The organism is Bacillus sp. LBG-1-113 (assembly GCF_020708615.1).
In the GTDB taxonomy this organism is placed as follows: domain Bacteria; phylum Bacillota; class Bacilli; order Bacillales; family Bacillaceae; genus Bacillus; species Bacillus mojavensis.
Genome location: NZ_JAJFDG010000001.1, coordinates 258131 through 278678, shown reverse-complemented (window position 1 = coordinate 278678; position 20548 = coordinate 258131). Strand labels below are relative to the sequence as shown.

The following is a 20548-nucleotide window of genomic DNA, read 5'->3' as shown; positions in this document are numbered from 1 at the left end:
TCCCGAATCTGCTTGGGCACATTATTTAACTGAACCAATGGAATTGAGACAGGCTTCCGAGCAGGAAATAATTGATCATCAGCACGAGAAAACAAGCCGTATTCCACAGTGCGGCGACCTTCCCCTGGAGCTCTTTAATCAGCCTGATATAGAGATAGTAGCTGTACAGAAGCAGGACGACAAACGAACCAAGCACTTTGGCGTCGAACCAATACAGCGTTTCAAGTGACACATACGCCCAAATGACGCCGAGAATCAAACTCAGCAAGAGCATCGGGACGCCAATGACATTCAGTACGTACGCCATATAATCAAGCTTAGACAAATCTTCTATTCTCAACAGCCACTTTCCCCATTTTTTCTTTTTTAACAAATGATATTGAAACAAATAGAGCACAGAAAATACAAAGGAAAGGGAAAAAGCGCCGTAAGAAAGAATTGCCATTGTAATATGAATCACTAATAGCTCTGATACGAGCTGACCCGAAAAAGCCGCTGACTGCTGCTCCGTCGGTGAAAATGTATGAATGGCGATCATAGCAAACCCTATTACATTTGTAAAAAACACAATAAAATCAACACGCAGCAGCTTTGTCAGCACAAGTGACAGTGTGACAAGCACCCAAGCATAAAAATAAAGCGCCTCCGTCACATTTAATACCGGAAACCTCCCCGTCACCCACATAAAATAGGCTAAATACACGGTTTGCAGAGTCCAGACAATAGAAAGCAACCAGAAGGCCATTTTCCCAGCCTTCCGGTTGTGTTGAAGAAAATCTATAAAATAAAAGAGTACACTTAATGCGTAAATGACGATTGTCCCTTCATTAAGCCTTGCCATTGCAGTATCAATCATTCAGCTTTCACTCACTTACAAGTGGGGCAAACCCCGCTCTTGATTCAGCCTTCTTATAAGAATGGACCTCTTGGCTGCCTTCAATGCTTTTGATCATTTGCCGGCCCGCAGCTTCTTCAATATCAAAAATCTGCATAAATAAAGCCAGCTTTTCTTCAGAATCAGCCTCTGCCGCAAGTTCTTTCACCTTTAATATTGGGTCGCGCAGCATTTGGTTAATGATACTTTTCGTATGTTTATTCAAAAGTTTTTTCTCTCTTGTCGTCAAATGTGGCAGCTTCCGTTCGATGCTGTCCATCGTTTCAGACTGGATTGCCAGCGCCTTTTCACGCAATGCTGAAATCACAGGCACTACACCGAGTGTGTTCAGCCATTGTTTAAATTCCACAATGGTTTCTTCGATTAACAGTTCAACCTTCTCAGCGGTTTCTCTCCGCTCTTTCAGGTTCGCTTCTACAATCCCTTCAAGATCGTCTATATCATAAAGGAAGACGCCCTCAAGATCGTTCAAAGCGGGATCCAAGTCTCTTGGCACGGCGATGTCCACCATAAATAAAGGACGGCCCTTGCGAAGCTTATTCGCGTTTTCCATCATATCTTTAGACACAACAAAATCACTCGCACCGGTAGAGCTGATTAAAATATCGGCTTCTGCAAGCGCGCTTTCAAGCTGATTTAAGCTTCGCGCTTCACCGGAGAAACGGTCTGCAAGTTCTTTCGCTTTCAAGTATGTTCTGTTAATGACGGTCACTTTTCCGATCCCCTGTCCGTGCAGATTTTCGGCTGCAAGCTCGCCCATCTTTCCCGCACCGAGGATTAATATATGCTTACTTGAAAGGTTTCCGAAGATTTTTTTCGCAAGCTCAACGGCCGCATAGCTAACAGACACTGCATTAGAGCCAATGTCTGTTTCGGCGTGAGTCCGTTTACCCACTGTAACTGCCTGCTTAAACAACTCATTAAAAATCGTGCCAATCGTTTTTTCTTGCTGAGCTGTTTTGAAGCTATCGCGCACCTGGCCGAGAATTTGCGTTTCACCGATCACCATAGAATCCAATCCGCAGGCTACACGGAACAAATGCTCAACAGCCGCATCGCTTTCATAAAATCTTAAAAACGGAGACAGGTCTTCTTTGCTTAAGTGAAACCAGTCAGCTAAAAATTTCTTTATATAATAACGGCCGGTATGGAGCTGGTCGACTACCGCATAAATTTCGGTGCGGTTGCAGGTTGATACGATGATATTTTCGAGAATGCTTTTCTCTGCTTTTAGCTGCACCATCGCTTCTGCAAGCTCATTCGGCTGAAAACTTACTTTTTCACGTATCTCAATAGGGGCGGATTTATAATCTACTCCCACAACAAGTATATGCATAGCTTTTATTACACCCCCAACACCCAAACTTTATTTATAATCATTCTAACATAGAATTCATTATTTATAATAATTATAACATAGTTTCTTTCGCAAAATGTGAACAGATTTCAAAAATCTTGTGCTATATTAGAAAAAGCTTCACGAACAAAATATGTTCCTATTGACAATAACAAAAACAGCAGAAATTTACTAAAAATCAGCTCTAGATAACAAGAAGGTGATATGCATGAAACAAAAATCAATTTTATTTCCTTGTCTGCTGCTCGCCGCTTCCGTATACGCATGGCTTGAAAGCGGCCAAGCCGAACTGTTTTCAGGACAGGATCAATGGCCTGTTCTTCTTATGCTGTTAGGCGCAGCCTTTATATACCAAGGAAAAAAAGAAGCAGTTTCCCCGCATTTCTTTATCGGCTTGCTTCTCTTCGGAATCGGTTTGCACTTTTTCGTTAAGCCAAAGTGGACATGGTGGCCGGATGATTTTGAAATGCTTCTCTTCATGGTCGGCTTCTCGCTGCTCGTTTCAACCGTTCAGAAAACAGAATATGTATATGAAGCTGTTTCGATGATTTGTTTTTCCCTGTTTCTTTACTTTTTCAAACAGATTATGGCTTGGCTTGAGTCTGCGCATATTCCCACGGCCCTGCTGAAAGAGTATTGGCCGTTTGTGTTTATCGGAATCAGTTTATTGTTATTATTGATAAAACGAAAAAAATCTATACGATAAATAAAAAACCGGCAGAGATCAATCTCTACCGGTTTATCATTTTTTTGATCACTCCCCAAGCTTCGTCTTTCCCCTTTTTCGTTTCTGAGGAGTAGAGAATCAGCTCGTCTTCCGGATCAATATTTAATGTCTGTCGGACAACCTTCGCGTGTTTGTCCCATTTTCCTTTCGGAATCTTGTCCGCTTTTGTAGCGATAATAATAACAGGAATGCCGTAATACTTTAAGAATTCATACATTTGCACATCATCATTAGACGGTGCATGCCGCAAATCAACAATCTGCACAACTGCTTTCAATTCCTCGCGTGTCGTGATGTAGGTTTCAATCATTCTGCCCCAAGCTTCACGCTCGGATTTTGACACTTTGGCAAAACCGTAACCCGGTACATCAACAAAATGCAATTCGTCATTAATAATGTAGAAATTTAATGTTTGTGTTTTTCCCGGTTTTGATGATGTTCTCGCAAGATTTTTACGATTAATCAATGAATTGATAAAAGATGACTTTCCTACGTTCGATCTTCCGGCCAATGCAATCTCCGGAAGCCCCCCTTCAGGGTACTGTTCAGGTTTAACTGCACTGATTACGATTTCTGACTTTGTGACTTTCATTTCTTCTCTCCTACTAGGGCATGTTCCAGAACTTCGTCTAAGTGGGATGCCAATATAAATGTGAGCCCCTCTCTGACGCTTTCTGGAATATCCTCTATATCTTTTTCATTATCTTTTGGTGCAATAATCGTCGTCAATCCCGCTCTATGTGCCCCGAGCGCTTTTTCTTTCAGTCCGCCGATCGGCAGCACGCGCCCGCGAAGTGTAATTTCGCCAGTCATTCCGACTTTACGCGATACCGCCCGTCCTGTTAAAGCAGAAACAAGCGCAGTCGCCATTGTTATACCGGCAGACGGACCATCTTTAGGCACCGCACCCTCAGGAACATGTATATGAATATCATACTTCTCATGAAAGTCAGGTTCAATGCCAAGTTCTTCTGTTTTTGAACGCACGTAGCTGAAAGCCGCCTGAGCAGACTCTCTCATGACATCGCCAAGCTTACCCGTCAGGATCAGTTTGCCTTTCCCTGGAGAAAGCGATACTTCGATCGACAGTGTATCTCCGCCGACAGTTGTATAAGCCAGCCCCGTGACTACGCCCACCTGATCTTCCGTTTCTGCTTGTCCGTATCTGAACATTCGTTTTCCGATAAAGTCATGAAGATTTTTCTCCGTAACTGTAATTCGTTTTCTATCTTCAGAAACAATGGCTTTTGCAGCCTTGCGGCAGATGGCAGCAAGCTGGCGCTCGAGATTTCTCACACCTGCTTCTCTCGTATAATAACGGATAATATCAAGAATGGCCTGATCACGCAGCTGCAGGTTGCTCTTTTTGAGCCCATGCTCCTTGATCTGCTTCGGAAGAAGGTGATCTTTTACAATTTCAAGTTTTTCCACTTCCGTGTAGCCCGCAATATTAATGATTTCCATTCTGTCTCTAAGCGGTCCCGGGATTGTCGCCAAATTGTTAGCCGTAGCGATAAAGAGCACTTTTGACAGATCAAAGGTCTCCTCAATGTAGTGGTCGCTGAAGGTGCTGTTTTGCTCTGGATCAAGCACTTCAAGCATTGCGGATGACGGATCGCCTCTGAAATCAGAAGACATTTTATCAATTTCATCCAGTAAGAATACCGGATTCAGCTTGCCGGCTTTTTTCATGCCTTGAATAATACGTCCCGGCATTGCCCCGACATATGTCCGTCTGTGCCCGCGAATTTCTGATTCGTCGCGCACCCCGCCAAGTGAAATTCTGACAAATTTCCGATCCATACTTTTAGCAATCGATTTGGCTAAGGACGTTTTTCCGACCCCCGGAGGTCCTGCCAAACAGAGAATCGGGCCTTTTAAGGATTTTGTCAGCTTTTGAACCGCCAAATACTCTAAAATACGCTCTTTCACTTTTTCAAGTCCATGATGTTCTTTGTCCAAAAGATGTTCAGCCTCTTTTAAATCAAGCTTATCTTCTGTCTCATCCGTCCATGGGAGAGCGACCAGCCAGTCAATATAATTGCGGATAACAGAACTTTCGGCAGAACTGGACGGAATTTTTTCATATCTGTTTAATTCCTTAAGAGCCGTTTCCTTCACATGGTCAGGCATACCCGCTTCTTCGATTTTTTCGGTCAGCGATTGAACTTCACCTGTTTTGCCTTCTTTATCGCCTAGCTCTTTTTGGATCGCCTTCATCTGTTCGCGCAAATAATATTCCTTTTGCGTACGCTCCATTGAACGTTTGACACGCTGGCCGATTTTTTTCTCGATCTCAAGCACTTCTTTTTCATTGTTGATAAAATCAATGACCTTATTCAGTCTGTCTTTGACATCGGCCGTTTCTAAAATATCCTGCTTATCCTTTAGTTTAAGAGGCAGGTGAGAAGCAACAATGTCTGCCATTCTGCCCGGCTCTTCGATATCAGTAACCGCGGCGTACGTTTCGGCTGAGATTTTTTTCGAAATTTTTATGTACTGATCAAAGTGGTCCAACAAAGTCCGCATCAGCGCTTCGTCTTCTGTATCTTTTGAATCATCTTCTTGGATCAGCTGAATGTCTACCGACGTATAATCCTCATGCTCATTGTAATCAATGATCTGGGCGCGCTGTATACCTTCCACCAGCACACGGATTGTACCGTTTGGAAGCTTCAGCATTTGTTTAATTTTCGTATAGGTGCCGACAGTAAAAATTTCGTCTTCACCCGGTTCGTCTATCGAAATATCCTGCTGAGTGGCTAAAAATATCATATGATCATGCATCATTGCCTGTTCAAGGGCCTGAACCGACTTGTCACGTCCTACATCTAAGTGCAAAACCATTGTCGGGTACACTAATAAACCTCTTAAAGGGAGGAGCGGGATGCTGCGTTTTAATTCTTCTGCCATGTGACTGACACCTCCGTGACTTTAGTATGAACCATTATAATACAACTTTTTCATCCTTGTACAATAAACGGCATGGTTCAGCTTTTCTATAACACAGTCTCCTCGTAGTATACCCTTTCTTTCTCATCTGAAAAAGGAAAAGATGTCCTTCATAAAAAAAACCCTATTTTAAAAATAGGGTCAGACTGATTCTTTATTCATTTGCATGTTTAACGGTTTTTGTTCAGTAGGCGGATTCACTAAAATTTCATCAAGCACTTCCTGGAACGTTTTCACCGCCACAATTTTGATTCCTTCAATCTGTTTTAAAATTGATTGCTGATTTTCATACGGGATAATGACTTTTTTGGCACCGGATTGTTTTGCGGCTTTAATTTTCGGGATCACGCCTCCAATCGGTTTTACAAGTCCGTTTAGACTGATCTCGCCTGTCATAGCTACCTTGTTGTCAATCGGAATTTTATGAACGGCTGAAAAAATTCCTGCAGCCATGGCAATACCTGCTGACGGCCCGTCAATCGGAATGCCGCCCGGAAAATTAATGTGGATATCGTAGTCAGAAGGCTTCATTCCCATTGTACGCAATACGGTTAGCACATTTTCAACCGAGCCCTTTGCCATGCTTTTCCGACGAATTGATTTTGATTGGCTGCCGATGCTTTCTTCTTCTGCTATTCCGGTAATGTTAATTGACCCTTTATCCTGAGCCGGTGTTACGTTCACTTCGATTTCCAGCAGCGAACCGCTGTTAGGGCCATACACTGCGAGTCCATTTACAATGCCGATTTGCGGTGCAGAGCCAATTTTCTGCTCGTGCTTAGGGGTAAGCTGACTGGAATGAATCACCCATTCTATATCCTCAATGGTGATGTCCTTCCGGTCCTCGGTCACCGCCATTCCCGCCGCGATTTGAATCATATTAACGGCTTCCCGGCCGTTCCGTGTATAGCTGGTCAACAAATCAAGTCCCTCTTCAGAAATATTCTTTTCAATCTTATCCACGGCTGTTTTGGCAACTGATTTCAGCTCATCTTTCTCAAGCTCGCGGAAAAACACTTCTAGACAGCGGGATCGAATTGCCGGAGGGATTTCATTTGGCATTCTAGTTGTCGCACCGATCAAACGAAAATCAGCTGGAAGCCCATTTTGAAAAATATCGTGAATATGGTTCGGTATTTGTGTATTTTCTTCGCTGTAATAAGCACTGTCTAAAAAGACTTTCCGGTCCTCAAGCACCTTCAGCATTTTATTCATTTGAATAGGGTGCAGCTCCCCAATTTCATCAATAAACAATACACCGCCGTGGGCATGCGTGACAGCCCCCTGCTTCGGCTGCGGAATACCCGCCTGTCCCATCGCTCCGGCCCCTTGGTATATCGGATCATGTACAGATCCAATAAGCGGATCCGCAATTCCTCTTTCATCAAATCGAGCCGTTGTCGCATCGAGTTCCACAAAAACAGCCTGCTCTTTAAAAGGTGATTGCTTATGTTTTTTGGCTTCCTCTAACACAAGCCGTGCAGCAGCTGTTTTTCCGACTCCCGGCGGTCCATAGACAATGACGTGCTGGGGGTTCGGTCCGCACAACGCCGCTTTTAACGCTTTAATCCCGTCTTCCTGGCCGACGATATCTTGAAAGCTTTTGGGGCGCACCTTTTCAGATAACGGTTCGGACAAGCTGATAGCCCTCATTTTGCGAAGCTGCTCCATTTCCTTCTTTGATTCCTTATCTATCGTGACTTTTTGTGTCCTCTGATTTTTAAGCAAATTCCAAAAATACAAACCAATGATGATCCCAAAAAACAGCTGAATAAATAATGCGATCCCTGTCCAACTCATGGTGGTCCCTCCTGAAAAACAATTTATGTATCCAATTCATTCCTCTGATTGCTAGTATCTCCCACAGAAGAGGGGAATAAACGTTTTCCGGAAGAGTTTACACAACAAAAAAACCTCCTGAATGTTACCACTCAGGAGGTTTTTTTTCATTTTTAAGCAGACGTTTTATCTTGGCTAACCTCAGTACCGTCCTTTAACAAAAGGCGAGGCGGCTCTCCATGCGTTACAGTCGCTCCAGTAATCACACATTTTTCAATGTCATCACGGGAAGGCAGGTCAAACATCACATCAAGCATAATGCCTTCAATGATAGAACGGAGTCCACGTGCTCCAGTCTTACGCTCAATTGCTTTTTTGGCAATTTCAGACAGCGCTTCTTCTTCAAACTCAAGCTCAACATTATCCAGCTCAAGCATTTTCTTAAACTGCTTCACAAGAGCGTTTTTCGGTTTTGTTAAGATCGCAACCAATGCTTCTTCATCAAGCTTTTCAAGGCTTGCAATAACAGGAAGACGTCCAATGAACTCCGGAATTAATCCGAAACGGAGCAAGTCTTCTGGAAGCACTTTTGAAAGAAGGTCTTCTTTCTCCAGATCTGCAACCTTATTATCAGAACCAAAGCCAATCACTTTTTGTCCTAAACGGCGTTTGATGATTTGTTCGATACCATCGAAGGCACCGCCGCAAATGAACAAAATGTTTGTTGTGTCAATTTGAATAAACTCTTGATGAGGGTGCTTACGTCCGCCTTGAGGCGGGACACTCGCCACAGTTCCTTCAAGAATTTTCAGCAACGCCTGCTGCACACCTTCACCTGACACATCACGTGTGATAGACGGGTTTTCAGACTTTCTTGCCACTTTATCGATTTCATCAATATAAATAATGCCTTTTTCCGCTTTTTCCACGTCGTAGTCAGCAGCTTGGATGAGTTTCAAGAGAATATTCTCTACATCTTCACCCACATATCCAGCTTCTGTCAGGGACGTAGCGTCAGCAATCGCAAACGGCACATTTAAAATACGGGCTAACGTTTGCGCAAGAAGGGTTTTACCGCTTCCTGTCGGGCCGATTAATGAAATGTTACTTTTCGAAAGCTCGACATCGTCCACTTTGCTGTTGGAGTTAATACGCTTATAGTGGTTATACACAGCAACAGCTAGTGATTTCTTCGCTTGATCCTGGCCGATGACATATTCATTCAGAATTTCACGGATTTCCTGCGGCTTCGGCACATCTTTAAATTCTACTTCTTCTTCTGTTCCGAGTTCTTCCTCCACAATTTCAGTGCAGAGTTCGATACATTCGTCACATATATATACACCAGGTCCAGCTACAAGCTTACGAACCTGATCTTGTGTTTTTCCACAGAACGAGCATTTTAATTGTCCTTTTTCCTCGTTGAATTTAAACATTCTTTCACCCCTTAATCTTGTCTCACTTTTTCTTTTACCGGCAGAGCAAAAGAAAATGATTCTTGAAACGAACGAGTATGTATTGCATTTTACCATACTTTCCAAAAAGACGGTAACATTGTGTTTCTGACTTGCACATTCTATATGTATGACAAAAAACAGCCCTGCATTAACTATCTTGCCCCAAGAAAAAGAGATATATCATAATTGTACAAAACAAGGCACGAATGATTCGCGCCCTGTTTTATTATTACTATTATTATGCACCATATTAACGGTTTTCTACAAGAAAATCAATTGCTTTGCGAACTTTTAAATCTTCTTTCATCGCGTCAGTAGAACCGATGGCTTGTTTGATATTTTCAACAGGCATGTTGTATGCTTCAGCCATTTTAGAAAGCTCAGCATCAACTTCCTCATCTGTTACTTCAAGGTTTTCCGCTTTCGCAATTGCCTCAAGAGTCAGGTTAGATTTAACGCGTTTTGCAGCATCTTCTTTCATTTGCTCTTTTAACGCAGCTTCATCTTGGCCTGAGAATTGAGTGTAAAGCTCAAGGTTCATGCCTTGCATTTGAAGACGCTGTTCGAATTCTTTCAGCATGCGGTCAAGCTCAGTATCGATCATCGCTTGAGGAACATCGATTTCAGCGTTTTCAGAAGCTTTCAGAACAAGTTCTTCACGCAATTTAGCGTCAGCTTCGTTTTCTTTTGCTTCTTCTAAACTTTTCTTCGTTTTTTCAGTCAATTCAGCAAGTGTTTCCACTTCTTCATCGATATCTTTTGCGAATTCATCGTCAAGCTCAGGAAGCTCTTTCGCTTTGATTTCGTGAATTTTCACTTTGAAGACAGCTGGTTTGCCGGCAAGATCTTCAGCGTGGTACTCTTCAGGGAATGTTACTTCAACATCCTTCTCAGCACCTGCTTCAAGGCCAACTAACTGATCTTCGAAGCCAGGAATGAATGAACCAGAACCCACTTCAAGTGAATAGTTTTCAGCTTTTCCGCCTTCGAATGCTTCGCCGTCAACGAATCCTTCGAAGTCAAGAACAACAGTGTTTCCTTCTTCAACAGCGCCTTCTTCTTTTACAACAAGCTCAGCTTGACGCTCTTGAAGCGCTTTTAGTTCGTTTTGAACATCTTCGTCCGTTACAGCTGTGTCGTCTTTTTCGATGCCTAAGCCTTTGTATTCGCCAAGCTTCACTTCAGGTTTCACTGTTACTTTTGCAGTGAAGATTAAGCTTTCGCCTTTTTCGATCTTTTCAACATCGATTTCAGGACGGTCTACAGGCTCGATTCCAGCTTCTTCAACCGCTTTAGGGTATTCTACAGGAAGAAGAATATCCAAAGCATCTTGGTAAAGAGCTTCTACGCCAAAGCGCTGTTCGAATAAACCGCGAGGAATTTTCCCTTTACGGAATCCAGGAATTGAAACTTGCTTAACTACTTTTTTAAATGCATCATCAAGTGCCGTTTTAAATGTTTCAGCATCAACTTCAACAGTTAAAACGCCTTCGTTGCCTTCTTGTTTTTCCCATTTTACAGACATGTGTTTCCCTCCAAAAATCTATTCAGGTTGTGTCGGTCTTCCATTCTAAAGCAATCATTCGGCTTCGTCCAACAAAAACGAAGCTGCCAAAGATCAGAATCATTATGTATCCATTTTAATAATGAACTGTAAAGCCTGTCCAACCGTATTTCTAATAACCCGTTATACACAAATACAACCATTATATTATAACATAACACATACCGCTTTCAACTATATGGCGTGATTTACAAATAAGAAATTTCTTCAATATCTTTAATCATTGTGCACGCTTCATCAAGTTCTCTGTCGGTAAACTCATACATCATATGCAGCTCTTCGCTTTCAATCTCAATCCCATGCATTTCATAGCCGACTTTATGCAGGGCTGCCGCCCAAAGATCAGCAGACAGCAATTTAGGCTGAAATGGATATAAAACGTACAAATGTCTTCTCCACAGTTCTTCTACCGCTGCATACAGGGTTGGATTTTCATTCCCAAGCGTTTCATCCAGCACCCGGAGAACGCGGTGCAAAATCGGGGAGGCATCAGGCGGGACAGTCTCGCTCGGCTCGATTGTCATAGAGTCTCCGAATTTTGTAATGTGGACCGGTTTGCTGTAGTCGTGTTCCGCCATTAACATCACGATCATCGTCTTGATAATCGGGTGGGCAGCGGGATCTTCAAGGATTGTTTTTAACAGCCCCGTATACTTCGCTACATTGCGGTCTTTCAATGAATGGATCAAATTCATTTGTTCCTCTGGGCTGGCTAACACTTTGTCCGTGTCGATCACATCTTCATACTCTTCGGCCCAAGCCTCGTCCTCTCGCTCTGGATCGGTCATTTTACGGCTGAAATCAAGCAGTTTATAAAATTGCTCGGCGCTTTCCGCAGGCAGCTGATTTTCCTCAAGGACGGCTTCAATCGTGCGTTTTACTTCTTCGTATTTCTTAAGCTGTATTAAGATCGTCATGTACACTTGTAAGACCGTAAAATACTGGCCATATCCTTCTTTCAGCATCTTTTCGCATACACGTTTTGCCTCTTCCAATTCGCCCAGCTCCAAAAAGCAAATGGCCATGCCCAAGTGAAGATCTGATTCAGTATCATCATATTTCATTGCTTCTGAAAACAGTTCCAGCGCCTCTTGATACTTTTTCTCCTTCAGCGAGGACATTCCTTTTTCCACCAGACGGTCTTTCAGATGAGGAAAAGGAATAATTTTTGCGTTTTTCTTGTCATGCGTCATACCTATATTCCTTTCAGGCATTTATTTTGTTCAAGTGTATCAACACCCGTACACAAAAACAAGAAAGGAAAGGTTCTGCCAGGCAAAAAAAAACTGCCGGACAAATTGCCGGGCAGCTTTTTTAAGCTTGAAGCCAAGAGCTTCTCTGCGACTCAAATTGCTTGATTTCATCTTCAAGTAAGAGCGTTAATGAAATTTCATCATAGCCGTTGATCAGCATTTCTTTCCAATGCGGATCGACTTCGAATGAGATCTGGTTGCCTTCACTGTCGTGAATAAGCTGATTCTCAAGATCGACTGTCATTTGCAGTGACTGATTTTCGTATTGTCCGACAAGCTTTTTCCAATTGTCATACGGCATGCGAATCGGCAGCATACCGTTTTTAAAGCAGTTTTGGTGGAAAATATCAGCAAATGACGGTGCAATAATGATTTTAAAGCCATAATCATCAAGCGCCCACGGAGCGTGTTCACGCGATGACCCGCAGCCGAAGTTTTCTCCCGCTATTAAAATGGATGCCCCTTCATAAGCCGGCTGGTTTAGTTCAAATTCCGGGTTCGGTTCACCATTCGCATCGTATCTCCAGTCAAAGAATGCAAAACGGCCGTAGCCCGTTCTTTCAATTCTCTTCAGAAATTGTTTCGGTATGATCTGATCTGTATCAACATTAATACGATTCAATACGGCCGCTTTTCCCGTATGTGTTTTCAAAGGTTCCATCTCGTGCACTCCTTACACAACTGTTTTTTCCTGATAAAACTTCCTGACATCCACGAAATGGCCGTGAATGGCTGCCATCGCAGCCATCGCAGGGCTGACGAGATGTGTTTTCGCGCCTTTTCCTTGTCTGCCCTCAAAGTTGCGGTTAGAGGTTGACGCACAGCGCTCTCCTTCAGGAACAACATCATTATTCATGCTCAAACACATGCTGCAGCCTGATTCTCTCCATTCAAATCCAGCGTCTAAGAAGATCTGATGAAGCCCTTCCTTTTCAGCCTGAAGTTTTATGCTCTGAGATCCAGGCACGACGATTGCTCTAACACTTTCAGCTACCTTTTTTCCTTTGATCATATCGGCAGCCTGGCGGAGGTCAGTCATGCGTGAATTAGTACAGGAACCGATAAATACGTGCTCCACTTTGATATCTTCAATTTTCTGATGAGGTGTCAGCCCCATATATTCATAAGCGCGAATCGCTTCTTTTTTGTCATCTTCCGCTGAAAAGCTTTCCGGTGCCGGAACTTCAGAATCGACAGGAAGAACCATTCCCGGGTTGATACCCCATGTCACCATAGGAGAAATGTCATTGCCGTCAAGCACTATTGATTTATCGTAAACAGCGCCTGGATCAGTGCGCAGCGCTTTCCATTCTTCTACGGCTTTATCAAATTCTTCTCCTTTTGGCGTATACTTGCGATTTTTGCAATATTCAAATGTCACTTCGTCAGGCGCAATCAAACCTGCTCTTGCTCCGGCTTCAATTGACATGTTGCAAACGGTCATCCGCTCATCCATCGTCATGTTTCTGAATACTTCCCCAGTGTATTCAATGACGTAACCGGTGCCGAATTTCACGCCGTATTTACCGATAACAGCAAGAATGACATCCTTTGCGGTTACCCCTTTTTGCAGTGTCCCGTCTACACGCACCTCAAGCGTTTTCGGACGCTGCTGCCACAGTGTCTGTGTAGAAAGAACATGTTCAACCTCACTCGTTCCGATTCCAAATGCCAGGGCGCCGAATGCACCGTGAGTCGAAGTATGACTGTCGCCGCATACGATCGTTTTTCCCGGAAGCGTTAAGCCAAGCTCAGGCCCGACTACATGGACAATCCCCTGATCTACACTGTGAAGATCGGCAAGGCGTACGCCAAACTCTTCGCAGTTCCGCTCAAGCGCTGTCACTTGTCGTTTCGCAACTTCATCCGTTATCTCAAAGCGATTGACGGTTGGAATGTTGTGGTCCATCGTCGCGAAAGTATTTTGCGGTTTTCTGACCTTTCTTCCCTTTTGTCTCAACCCTTCAAATGCCTGAGGGGATGTCACCTCATGGATGAGATGCAAATCAATATAGAGAAGATCCGGTTTTCCCTCACCATGTTTTACAATATGCTGATCCCAAATCTTTTCGATGATCGTTCGAGGCATCATCTTTATTTCCTCCCTCTACCTATGAACTAAGACCGCTTACACCATAAGCTGTCACACGTTAGAAATTGTATTTTCACTCATCAATGCTGTCTTAACTTCCTCTGTAATGGCCTGAGTACTGCTGTATTCTTCACCTCTTGCCAAGTCTCTTGTTCTTTTTCCAGAGGTAAGAACCTGGTTGACCGCATCTTCTACATCTTTCGCTTCTTCTTCAAGCCCGAAAGATGTTCTCAAAAGCATTGCCGCTGACAATATAGCCGCAAATGGATTTGCCATTCCTTTCCCTGCTATGTCAGGTGCAGAGCCATGTACAGGCTCGAACAAATGGAGTCCTGAGCTTGATAGGCTCGCTGACGGAAGCATTCCGAGAGAACCTGTTAGCATGGACGCTTCGTCACTTAAAATGTCACCAAACATATTTTCAGTCACCACGACATCAAATTGATTCGGTGCATAAATCAGCTGCATTGCCGCGTTATCAACGAGCATATGCTCAAGTTTCACATCAGGATAGTCTTTTGCGACGTCTTCAGCCACTTCGCGCCACAGCCTGCTTGATTCAAGAACGTTCGCTTTATCAACAGAGGTAACCTTGCCTTTTCTGGCAGCCGCCATTTTAAAGCCCTCTCTAATCACGCGTTCAATTTCTTCCCTCTTATAAAACAGTGTGTCTACCGCTTCTTGCTCACCTTCACTGTTTACATAGCGTTTGCTCGGCTGGCCGAAATACAAACCGCCTGTCAGTTCACGAACGATAACGAAATCAACGTTATCAATATATTCTTTTTTCAAAGGCGAAGCGTCAGAAAGGCTTTCAAACACTTTCACAGGCCGCAAATTCGCAAACAGGTCAAGCTGTTTTCTAATGCCGAGCAGCCCTTTTTCTGGCCTCAGTTCCGAAGGGTTTTGATCCCATTTCGGGCCGCCGACAGCACCGAGCAAAATAGCATCAGCCTTTTTACAAATCGCAATGGTTTCCTCTGGGAGAGGGTTGTTGTGTTCGTCAATTGCCGCTCCTCCAATAAGGCCGTATTCAAATTCAAATTCATGGCTGAAGCGTTCGGCAACACTTTTCAGCACGTCTGTCGCTGATTCTAATACTTCAGGGCCGATCCCGTCTCCGGGCAATAGAGCAATCCGTTTCTTCAAGTTAACCGTTCTCCTTTCTATTATGATCCGACAGCTGTATGGTTTTGCAGTCCGTTCATATTAGACTGGAAAACCAATTGACGGTTGACTGCGTTCAGATAGGCTTTCGCCGAAGCTTCTAATACGTCTTGCGCTATGCCCCGCCCTGCGGATTCTTTTCCGTTTACTACTACTCTTACATAAACCTGGGCAAATGCGTCTTCGCCCTTTCTATTAGACTGAATGCGGTAGTCTAAGAGCTCCACATCTTTATCGATACAGCGTTCAAGGGTATTGTATATCGCTTCCACGCTACCGGCTCCTGTAGCCGCTTCCTGAATAAGCTGGGCGTTTTCTTGATTTTTCAAAGAAACCGTAGCTGTAGGGACCTGAGATGTTCCATAATGGACTTGCAGAGAAAGAAATTCATACCCAATCTTGCGGTCTGTTACTTTTTCTTCTAAAATAAGAGAGACAAGATCCTCATCCGTGATTTCTTTTTTCTTCTCAGTCAACTCTTTAAACATCGTAAAGAACTTATTAATCTCTTCACTATCAAATTGGAATCCCAATGCTGTCAGCCGGTCTTTAAATGCATGGCGTCCTGAATGCTTGCCTAGGACAAGCGCATCTGCCGTTACACCGACAAGCTCTGGTGAAATAATTTCGTATGTTGATTTTTCTTTTAAGAAGCCGTCCTGGTGGATGCCTGATTCATGAGCAAATGCATTGTCGCCCACTACCGCTTTATTTCGCGGAACAACCATACCTGTGAACTTACTTACTAAATCACTAGTGCGTTTTATTTCATTTAGCGTAATGCCTGTTTCGACTTGATAGAAATCTTTTCTGGTATGAAGGGCAACTGCGATTTCCTCTAATGCAGCGTTTCCGGCTCTTTCACCAATTCCGTTAATCGCACATTCAATTTGATCAGCGCCATTTTCGATCGCTGAGAGAGAATTGGCGACTGCCATTCCCAAATCATCGTGGCAGTGAGCTGACAGCTTTGCTTGATGTATGTTTGGAACGTTCTCTTTCATATATTTAAAGATATTCCCGTATTCAGCCGGAGCCAAATAGCCGACTGTATCCGGAAGGTTGATGACAGTAGCCCCTGCGTCAATCACTTTTTCTACGATTTCTGCTAAAAACGGCAGTTCAGTTCGGCAGGCATCCTCAGCAGACCATTGAACAATCGGGAAACGCTCTTTTGCGTATTTCACCATTTCAACCGCTCTTTCAATGACCTGTTCACGCGTCATTTTCAGCTTGTGTTTTAAATGAATGTCCGATGTGGCAATGAAGACGTGAATTCTTGGCTGAGCACCGTCTTTTAACGCTTCCCATGCAGCATCAATATCACCTTTTACACAGCGGGCAAGACCTGTCACAGAACAATTTTTAATGGTTTTTGCGATTTCCTGCACAGCTAAAAAGTCACCTCGGGACGAAGCGGGAAATCCCGCTTCAATGATATCTGCCCCGAGTCTTTCGAGCTGCTTTGCTATGGCAAGTTTCTCCTGTGTATTTAAGTTCACACCAGGGGACTGTTCACCATCACGAAGCGTCGTATCGAAAAAATTAATTTTGCGCAACGGAGACCACCGCTTCCTTCTTCTTGCCTTGTTTGACAAACGGCATCATTTCACGAAGCTTTCTTCCCACCACTTCGATTTGATGTTCGTTTTCGCTCGTATTGATTGCGTTGAAACGAGGACGGTTTACTTGGTTTTCTACGATCCACTCTTTTGCAAATGTTCCGTCTTGGATGTCTTTTAAGACTTCTTTCATTGATTCTTTTACTTTTGCGTCTACAACACGCGGCCCGGATACGAAGTCTCCCCATTGAGCAGTATCAGAAATAGAGTATCTCATGCCTGCCAATCCTTCTTCATACATCAGGTCAACGATTAATTTCAGCTCATGAAGACATTCAAAATATGCGAGTTCCGGCTGATAACCAGCTTCAGTTAATGTTTCAAAACCAGCTTTTACCAGGGACGTTAATCCTCCGCAAAGTACAGCTTGCTCACCGAACAGATCCGTTTCTGTTTCTTCTTTAAATGTCGTTTCCAAAACGCCTGCTCTTGCTCCGCCAATTCCTTTTGCATATGCCAAAGCTTTATCTTTCGCTTCACCTGTCACATCCTGATAGATCGCGAACAACGCCGGTACGCCTGCTCCCTGCTCATATGTTCTTCTAACCAAATGTCCAGGACCTTTAGGCGCTACCAAGAATACGTCAACATCTGCCGGAGGAACAATTTGGTGGAAATGAACGTTAAATCCGTGAGCGAAGACCAATGATTTGCCTGCAGTCAGCTCATCTTTGATTTCATCTTCATATACTTTTTGCTGCTGTTCATCCGGAAGAAGAACCATAATGATTTCAGCTTGAGCCGCAGCTTCTTTTACTGTAAATACTCGATGTCCGTCTTCTTGCGCCTGAGTGAAAGATTTTCCTTGTCTGACACCGACAATCACGTCAATTCCGCTTTCTTTCAGGTTCAGCGCATGTGCATGCCCTTGTGAGCCATAGCCGATAATCGCTACTGTTTTCCCAGCCAATACGTTCTCTTTGATATCACCGTTATAATATACTTTTACCATTTCAATCTCTCCCTTGTTATGTTTTATACAATAGATATTGTTTTATTGGATGACGCCTTTTGCTGAGTGCCCCTCGCAAAAGCCGTTGTACCTGTTCTCGCAATTTCTTTGATTCCATAAGGCTTTAGTAATTCAATCAGCGCTTCAATTTTGTTCGATTCGCCAGTCACCTGTACAACGATGCTGTCTCTGCTGACGTCAACGACAGAAGCTCTGAACGGCTCTATCATTCCGTTAATCTCTGTCCTCGTTGACGGTGCGGAAACGACCTTGATTAAGGCCAGCTCCCTTTGGACAATTGATTGATTTGTGATGTCAGTGACTTTCAGCACATCAATTTGTTTGTTAAGCTGTTTTGTCAGTTGTTCAACATCATTTTCTCCTTCAACGTGAACGACAAAGGTGATTCTGGAAACGCCAGTTGTTTCTGTGTGTCCAACTGTAATGCTTTCAATGTTGTAGTGTCTTTTTGTAAATAGACCGGTGATCCGGTTTAACACGCCGGAGCGGTTCACCACAGTCAATGTGATAATTCTTTTCAAGGTTTCACCCCCACCATTTCATGCAGCCCTTTCCCCGGAGCCACCATCGGGAATACTTTTTCTTCACTGGCAACCCGAACGTCAATGACAACCGGTTCTTTTGATGTTAATGCCTCTTCCAGCTTTTCCTTCGCTTCTGCATCAGAGGAGATTCTGATGCCTTTAATGCCGTATGCTTCTGACAATTTGACAAAGTCAGGCTGTGAAGCGAATTTAGATTCTGAATAACGCTCTTCATAGAAAATTTCCTGCCACTGTCTTACCATTCCGAGACAAGCGTTATTCAAGATCACAACTTTAACCGGCAGATTCAATTCGCGAATAACATCAAGTTCCTGAAGCGTCATTTGAAAACCGCCGTCTCCAAGCACCGCCACCACGGTTGCATCTTTATCGGCCAGCTGTGCGCCAATCGCTGCCGGAAGGCCGAAACCCATCGTTCCAAGACCGCCTGATGTCACCCATTTATCTGCCTTTTTGAACGGATAAAATTGTGCTGACCACATTTGATGCTGGCCGACATCCGTTGCGACAATGGCTTCGCCCTTTGTAAATTGATGAATGTACTTAATCAGTTTCTGAGGTTTAAAGCCTTCTTCTTCGTTGTCTACATACCAGAGCGGATACTCTTCTTTCCACTCGGCAAGCTGTTTTTTCCATTCGCTTGAATCGCCTTGTTTGCCGTTTTGTTTGATCAGCTCTTGCAGGACAACTTTGCTGTCGCCGACAACCGGAATCTGTGTTTTCATGATTTTTCCGATTTCAGCCGGATCAATATCAATGTGGGCAATCTTTGCGTTTCTCGCAAAATGCTTCAGGTTTCCGGTGACGCGGTCATCAAAACGGGCGCCGATACTGATTAATAGATCACAGTCATGAAGGGCCATGTTCGCTGTATAAGTGCCGTGCATACCCGCCATTCCTAAGAAAAGCGGATGGTCTGCCGGGAACCCCCCGAGCCCTAAAAGCGTGTGTACGACCGGAATTTGCTGCTGCTCGGCATAATTTTTTAATTCTTCTGACGCTTTTCCGTGCAATACGCCCGCGCCCGCTAGGATAACCGGTTTCTTTGCGCTGCTTACGGCTTCCACAAGCTTGCGGATCTGCAAATAATTCGGCTCCGTTGTCGGCTGATATCCCGGGAGATTCATCTCGTGATCATAGCTGAATTCCCCTTCAATTGTTGCAACATCTTTCGGAATATCGATTAGTACAGGCCCCGGTCTTCCCGTTGTCGCAATATGGAATGCTTCTTTAATGATGCGCGGCAGATCTTCCGGATGGCGGACCTGATAGCTGTGTTTTGTAACCGGCATTGTAATTCCTAAAATGTCCGCTTCCTGAAAAGCGTCGGTGCCGATAACGGAGGTTGCCACCTGTCCTGTAAAGACGACTAAAGGCAGTGAATCAATCATAGCATCCGCAAGTCCAGTAACAAGGTTTGTCGCTCCCGGACCTGATGTCGCAATAACGACTCCTGGTTTTCCAGAAACTCTCGCGTATCCTTCCGCTGCATGAATAGCGCCTTGCTCGTGTCGGGGAAGGATATGTACCATTCCCGAATTGTACAGCTTATCGTAGATCGGAAGTACAGCTCCGCCCGGATAACCGAATATCATTTCTACTTTTTCTTTCTTTAATGATTCAATCAGCATTAACGCTCCGCTCATCGTCTGTGTACATTTGGCAGATGCTGAATCCACCTGTACATTAGTCCCCATTTTTAGTTCCTCCTTTTGGATTTTCATCCTCTAAAGATCATCAATTATTAGCTTTATAGCTGATTATTCAATAAAAAAAGCCCTTCCGCCCACAATCAGCCGCGCAGTGAATGCGATAGCCAAAAGGGGCGAAAAGGCTCTTCTTTCCGCGGTACCACCCTTGTTTACGGCCTTTGATACGGCCGTCTCATGGATATTCCTATCCGTTTTAATAACGAGTAAACATCATCGTTCACCCGGCCAAGTCCTACTGTGATTTCAGACTGGCACTCTGAGGCGAGTTCACCTTGTAAAGCTTCGCCGGTTCTCAGCTAATCCGGTTCTCTGTGGAAAGCTTTTTCAAGGCTACTTATCCTCATCTGCGCTTTTCATATTCAGTCTCTTGAACATCTATTCTGCCGTCCAATAAGATCATTTTTTTAGTATCCTATTGCAATCATTTGTGCTTGTGAAACTTGCGTTTATCTT

General features: G+C 43.9%; 16 protein-coding genes and 1 other annotated feature. Of the genes, 1 reads left to right on the top strand and 15 read right to left on the bottom strand.

Going from position 1 to position 20548, the window contains the following annotated elements; genetic code table 11:
- Nucleotides 1–25 precede the first annotated feature (25 nt).
- The gene (locus LJF29_RS01400; RefSeq protein WP_010335178.1) at nucleotides 26–856 is read right to left on the bottom strand and encodes a cytochrome c biogenesis protein; all 831 of its coding nucleotides are present in this window, start codon (nucleotides 854–856) and stop codon (nucleotides 26–28) included.
- A gap of 7 nt (nucleotides 857–863) precedes the next feature.
- Nucleotides 864–2231, bottom strand: a complete 1368-nt coding sequence (gene hemA, locus LJF29_RS01395) for a glutamyl-tRNA reductase (RefSeq protein WP_229146587.1) — start codon at nucleotides 2229–2231, stop codon at nucleotides 864–866.
- Between the two features lie 229 nt (nucleotides 2232–2460).
- Between hemA and LJF29_RS01390 the strand changes: the two genes are divergently transcribed.
- A complete protein-coding gene (locus LJF29_RS01390; protein ID WP_229146585.1) occupies nucleotides 2461–2958 on the top strand; it encodes a hypothetical protein in 498 nt (165 codons plus the stop codon).
- 25 nt (nucleotides 2959–2983) lie between these two features.
- Here LJF29_RS01390 and yihA read toward each other — a convergent pair whose 3' ends face one another.
- The 13 genes from yihA to ilvB all read right to left on the bottom strand — a co-directional run bounded on the left by yihA (nucleotide 2984) and on the right by ilvB (nucleotide 20080).
- A complete protein-coding gene (yihA, locus tag LJF29_RS01385; RefSeq protein WP_010335181.1) occupies nucleotides 2984–3571 on the bottom strand; it encodes a ribosome biogenesis GTP-binding protein YihA/YsxC in 588 nt (195 codons plus the stop codon).
- Entirely contained in the window at nucleotides 3568–5892 is a 2325-nt protein-coding gene (lon, locus tag LJF29_RS01380; RefSeq protein ID WP_168748380.1) for an endopeptidase La, read from the bottom strand. The genes yihA and lon overlap by 4 nt, the downstream gene beginning before the upstream one ends.
- 180 nt (nucleotides 5893–6072) lie before the next feature.
- On the bottom strand, nucleotides 6073–7731 hold the full coding sequence (gene lonB / locus LJF29_RS01375) for an ATP-dependent protease LonB (protein ID WP_010335183.1): 1659 nt from the start codon (nucleotides 7729–7731) through the stop codon (nucleotides 6073–6075).
- Between the two features lie 152 nt (nucleotides 7732–7883).
- Nucleotides 7884–9146: an ATP-dependent protease ATP-binding subunit ClpX gene (clpX, locus tag LJF29_RS01370; protein ID WP_010335184.1), complete on the bottom strand. Its 1263-nt coding sequence runs from the start codon at nucleotides 9144–9146 to the stop codon at nucleotides 7884–7886.
- A gap of 271 nt (nucleotides 9147–9417) precedes the next feature.
- A complete protein-coding gene (tig, locus tag LJF29_RS01365) occupies nucleotides 9418–10692 on the bottom strand; it encodes a trigger factor (protein WP_229146581.1) in 1275 nt (424 codons plus the stop codon).
- Between the two features lie 227 nt (nucleotides 10693–10919).
- The gene (gene ddcA / locus LJF29_RS01360; RefSeq protein WP_229146580.1) at nucleotides 10920–11924 is read right to left on the bottom strand and encodes a DNA damage checkpoint antagonist DdcA; all 1005 of its coding nucleotides are present in this window, start codon (nucleotides 11922–11924) and stop codon (nucleotides 10920–10922) included.
- A gap of 121 nt (nucleotides 11925–12045) precedes the next feature.
- Complete coding sequence (leuD, locus tag LJF29_RS01355) at nucleotides 12046–12645, bottom strand: 3-isopropylmalate dehydratase small subunit (protein WP_010335187.1); 600 nt, start codon at nucleotides 12643–12645, stop codon at nucleotides 12046–12048.
- A gap of 12 nt (nucleotides 12646–12657) precedes the next feature.
- Nucleotides 12658–14076: a 3-isopropylmalate dehydratase large subunit gene (gene leuC, locus LJF29_RS01350; RefSeq protein WP_010335188.1), complete on the bottom strand. Its 1419-nt coding sequence runs from the start codon at nucleotides 14074–14076 to the stop codon at nucleotides 12658–12660.
- A gap of 51 nt (nucleotides 14077–14127) precedes the next feature.
- Nucleotides 14128–15225, bottom strand: a complete 1098-nt coding sequence (gene leuB / locus LJF29_RS01345; protein ID WP_229146578.1) for a 3-isopropylmalate dehydrogenase — start codon at nucleotides 15223–15225, stop codon at nucleotides 14128–14130.
- 20 nt (nucleotides 15226–15245) lie between these two features.
- Complete coding sequence (locus LJF29_RS01340; protein ID WP_010335190.1) at nucleotides 15246–16802, bottom strand: 2-isopropylmalate synthase; 1557 nt, start codon at nucleotides 16800–16802, stop codon at nucleotides 15246–15248.
- Nucleotides 16789–17817 carry a ketol-acid reductoisomerase gene (gene ilvC, locus LJF29_RS01335; protein ID WP_229146577.1) on the bottom strand — a complete coding sequence of 343 codons (1029 nt, stop codon included), beginning with the start codon at nucleotides 17815–17817 and terminating at the stop codon, nucleotides 16789–16791. Before ilvC ends, LJF29_RS01340 begins: the two co-directional genes overlap by 14 nt.
- A gap of 23 nt (nucleotides 17818–17840) precedes the next feature.
- A complete protein-coding gene (ilvN, locus tag LJF29_RS01330) occupies nucleotides 17841–18359 on the bottom strand; it encodes an acetolactate synthase small subunit (protein WP_010335192.1) in 519 nt (172 codons plus the stop codon).
- The gene (gene ilvB, locus LJF29_RS01325) at nucleotides 18356–20080 is read right to left on the bottom strand and encodes an acetolactate synthase large subunit (protein WP_229146575.1); all 1725 of its coding nucleotides are present in this window, start codon (nucleotides 20078–20080) and stop codon (nucleotides 18356–18358) included. The genes ilvN and ilvB overlap by 4 nt, the downstream gene beginning before the upstream one ends.
- A gap of 121 nt (nucleotides 20081–20201) precedes the next feature.
- Nucleotides 20202–20451 (bottom strand) — a binding site (T-box leader).
- Nucleotides 20452–20548: the final 97 nt, after the last annotated feature.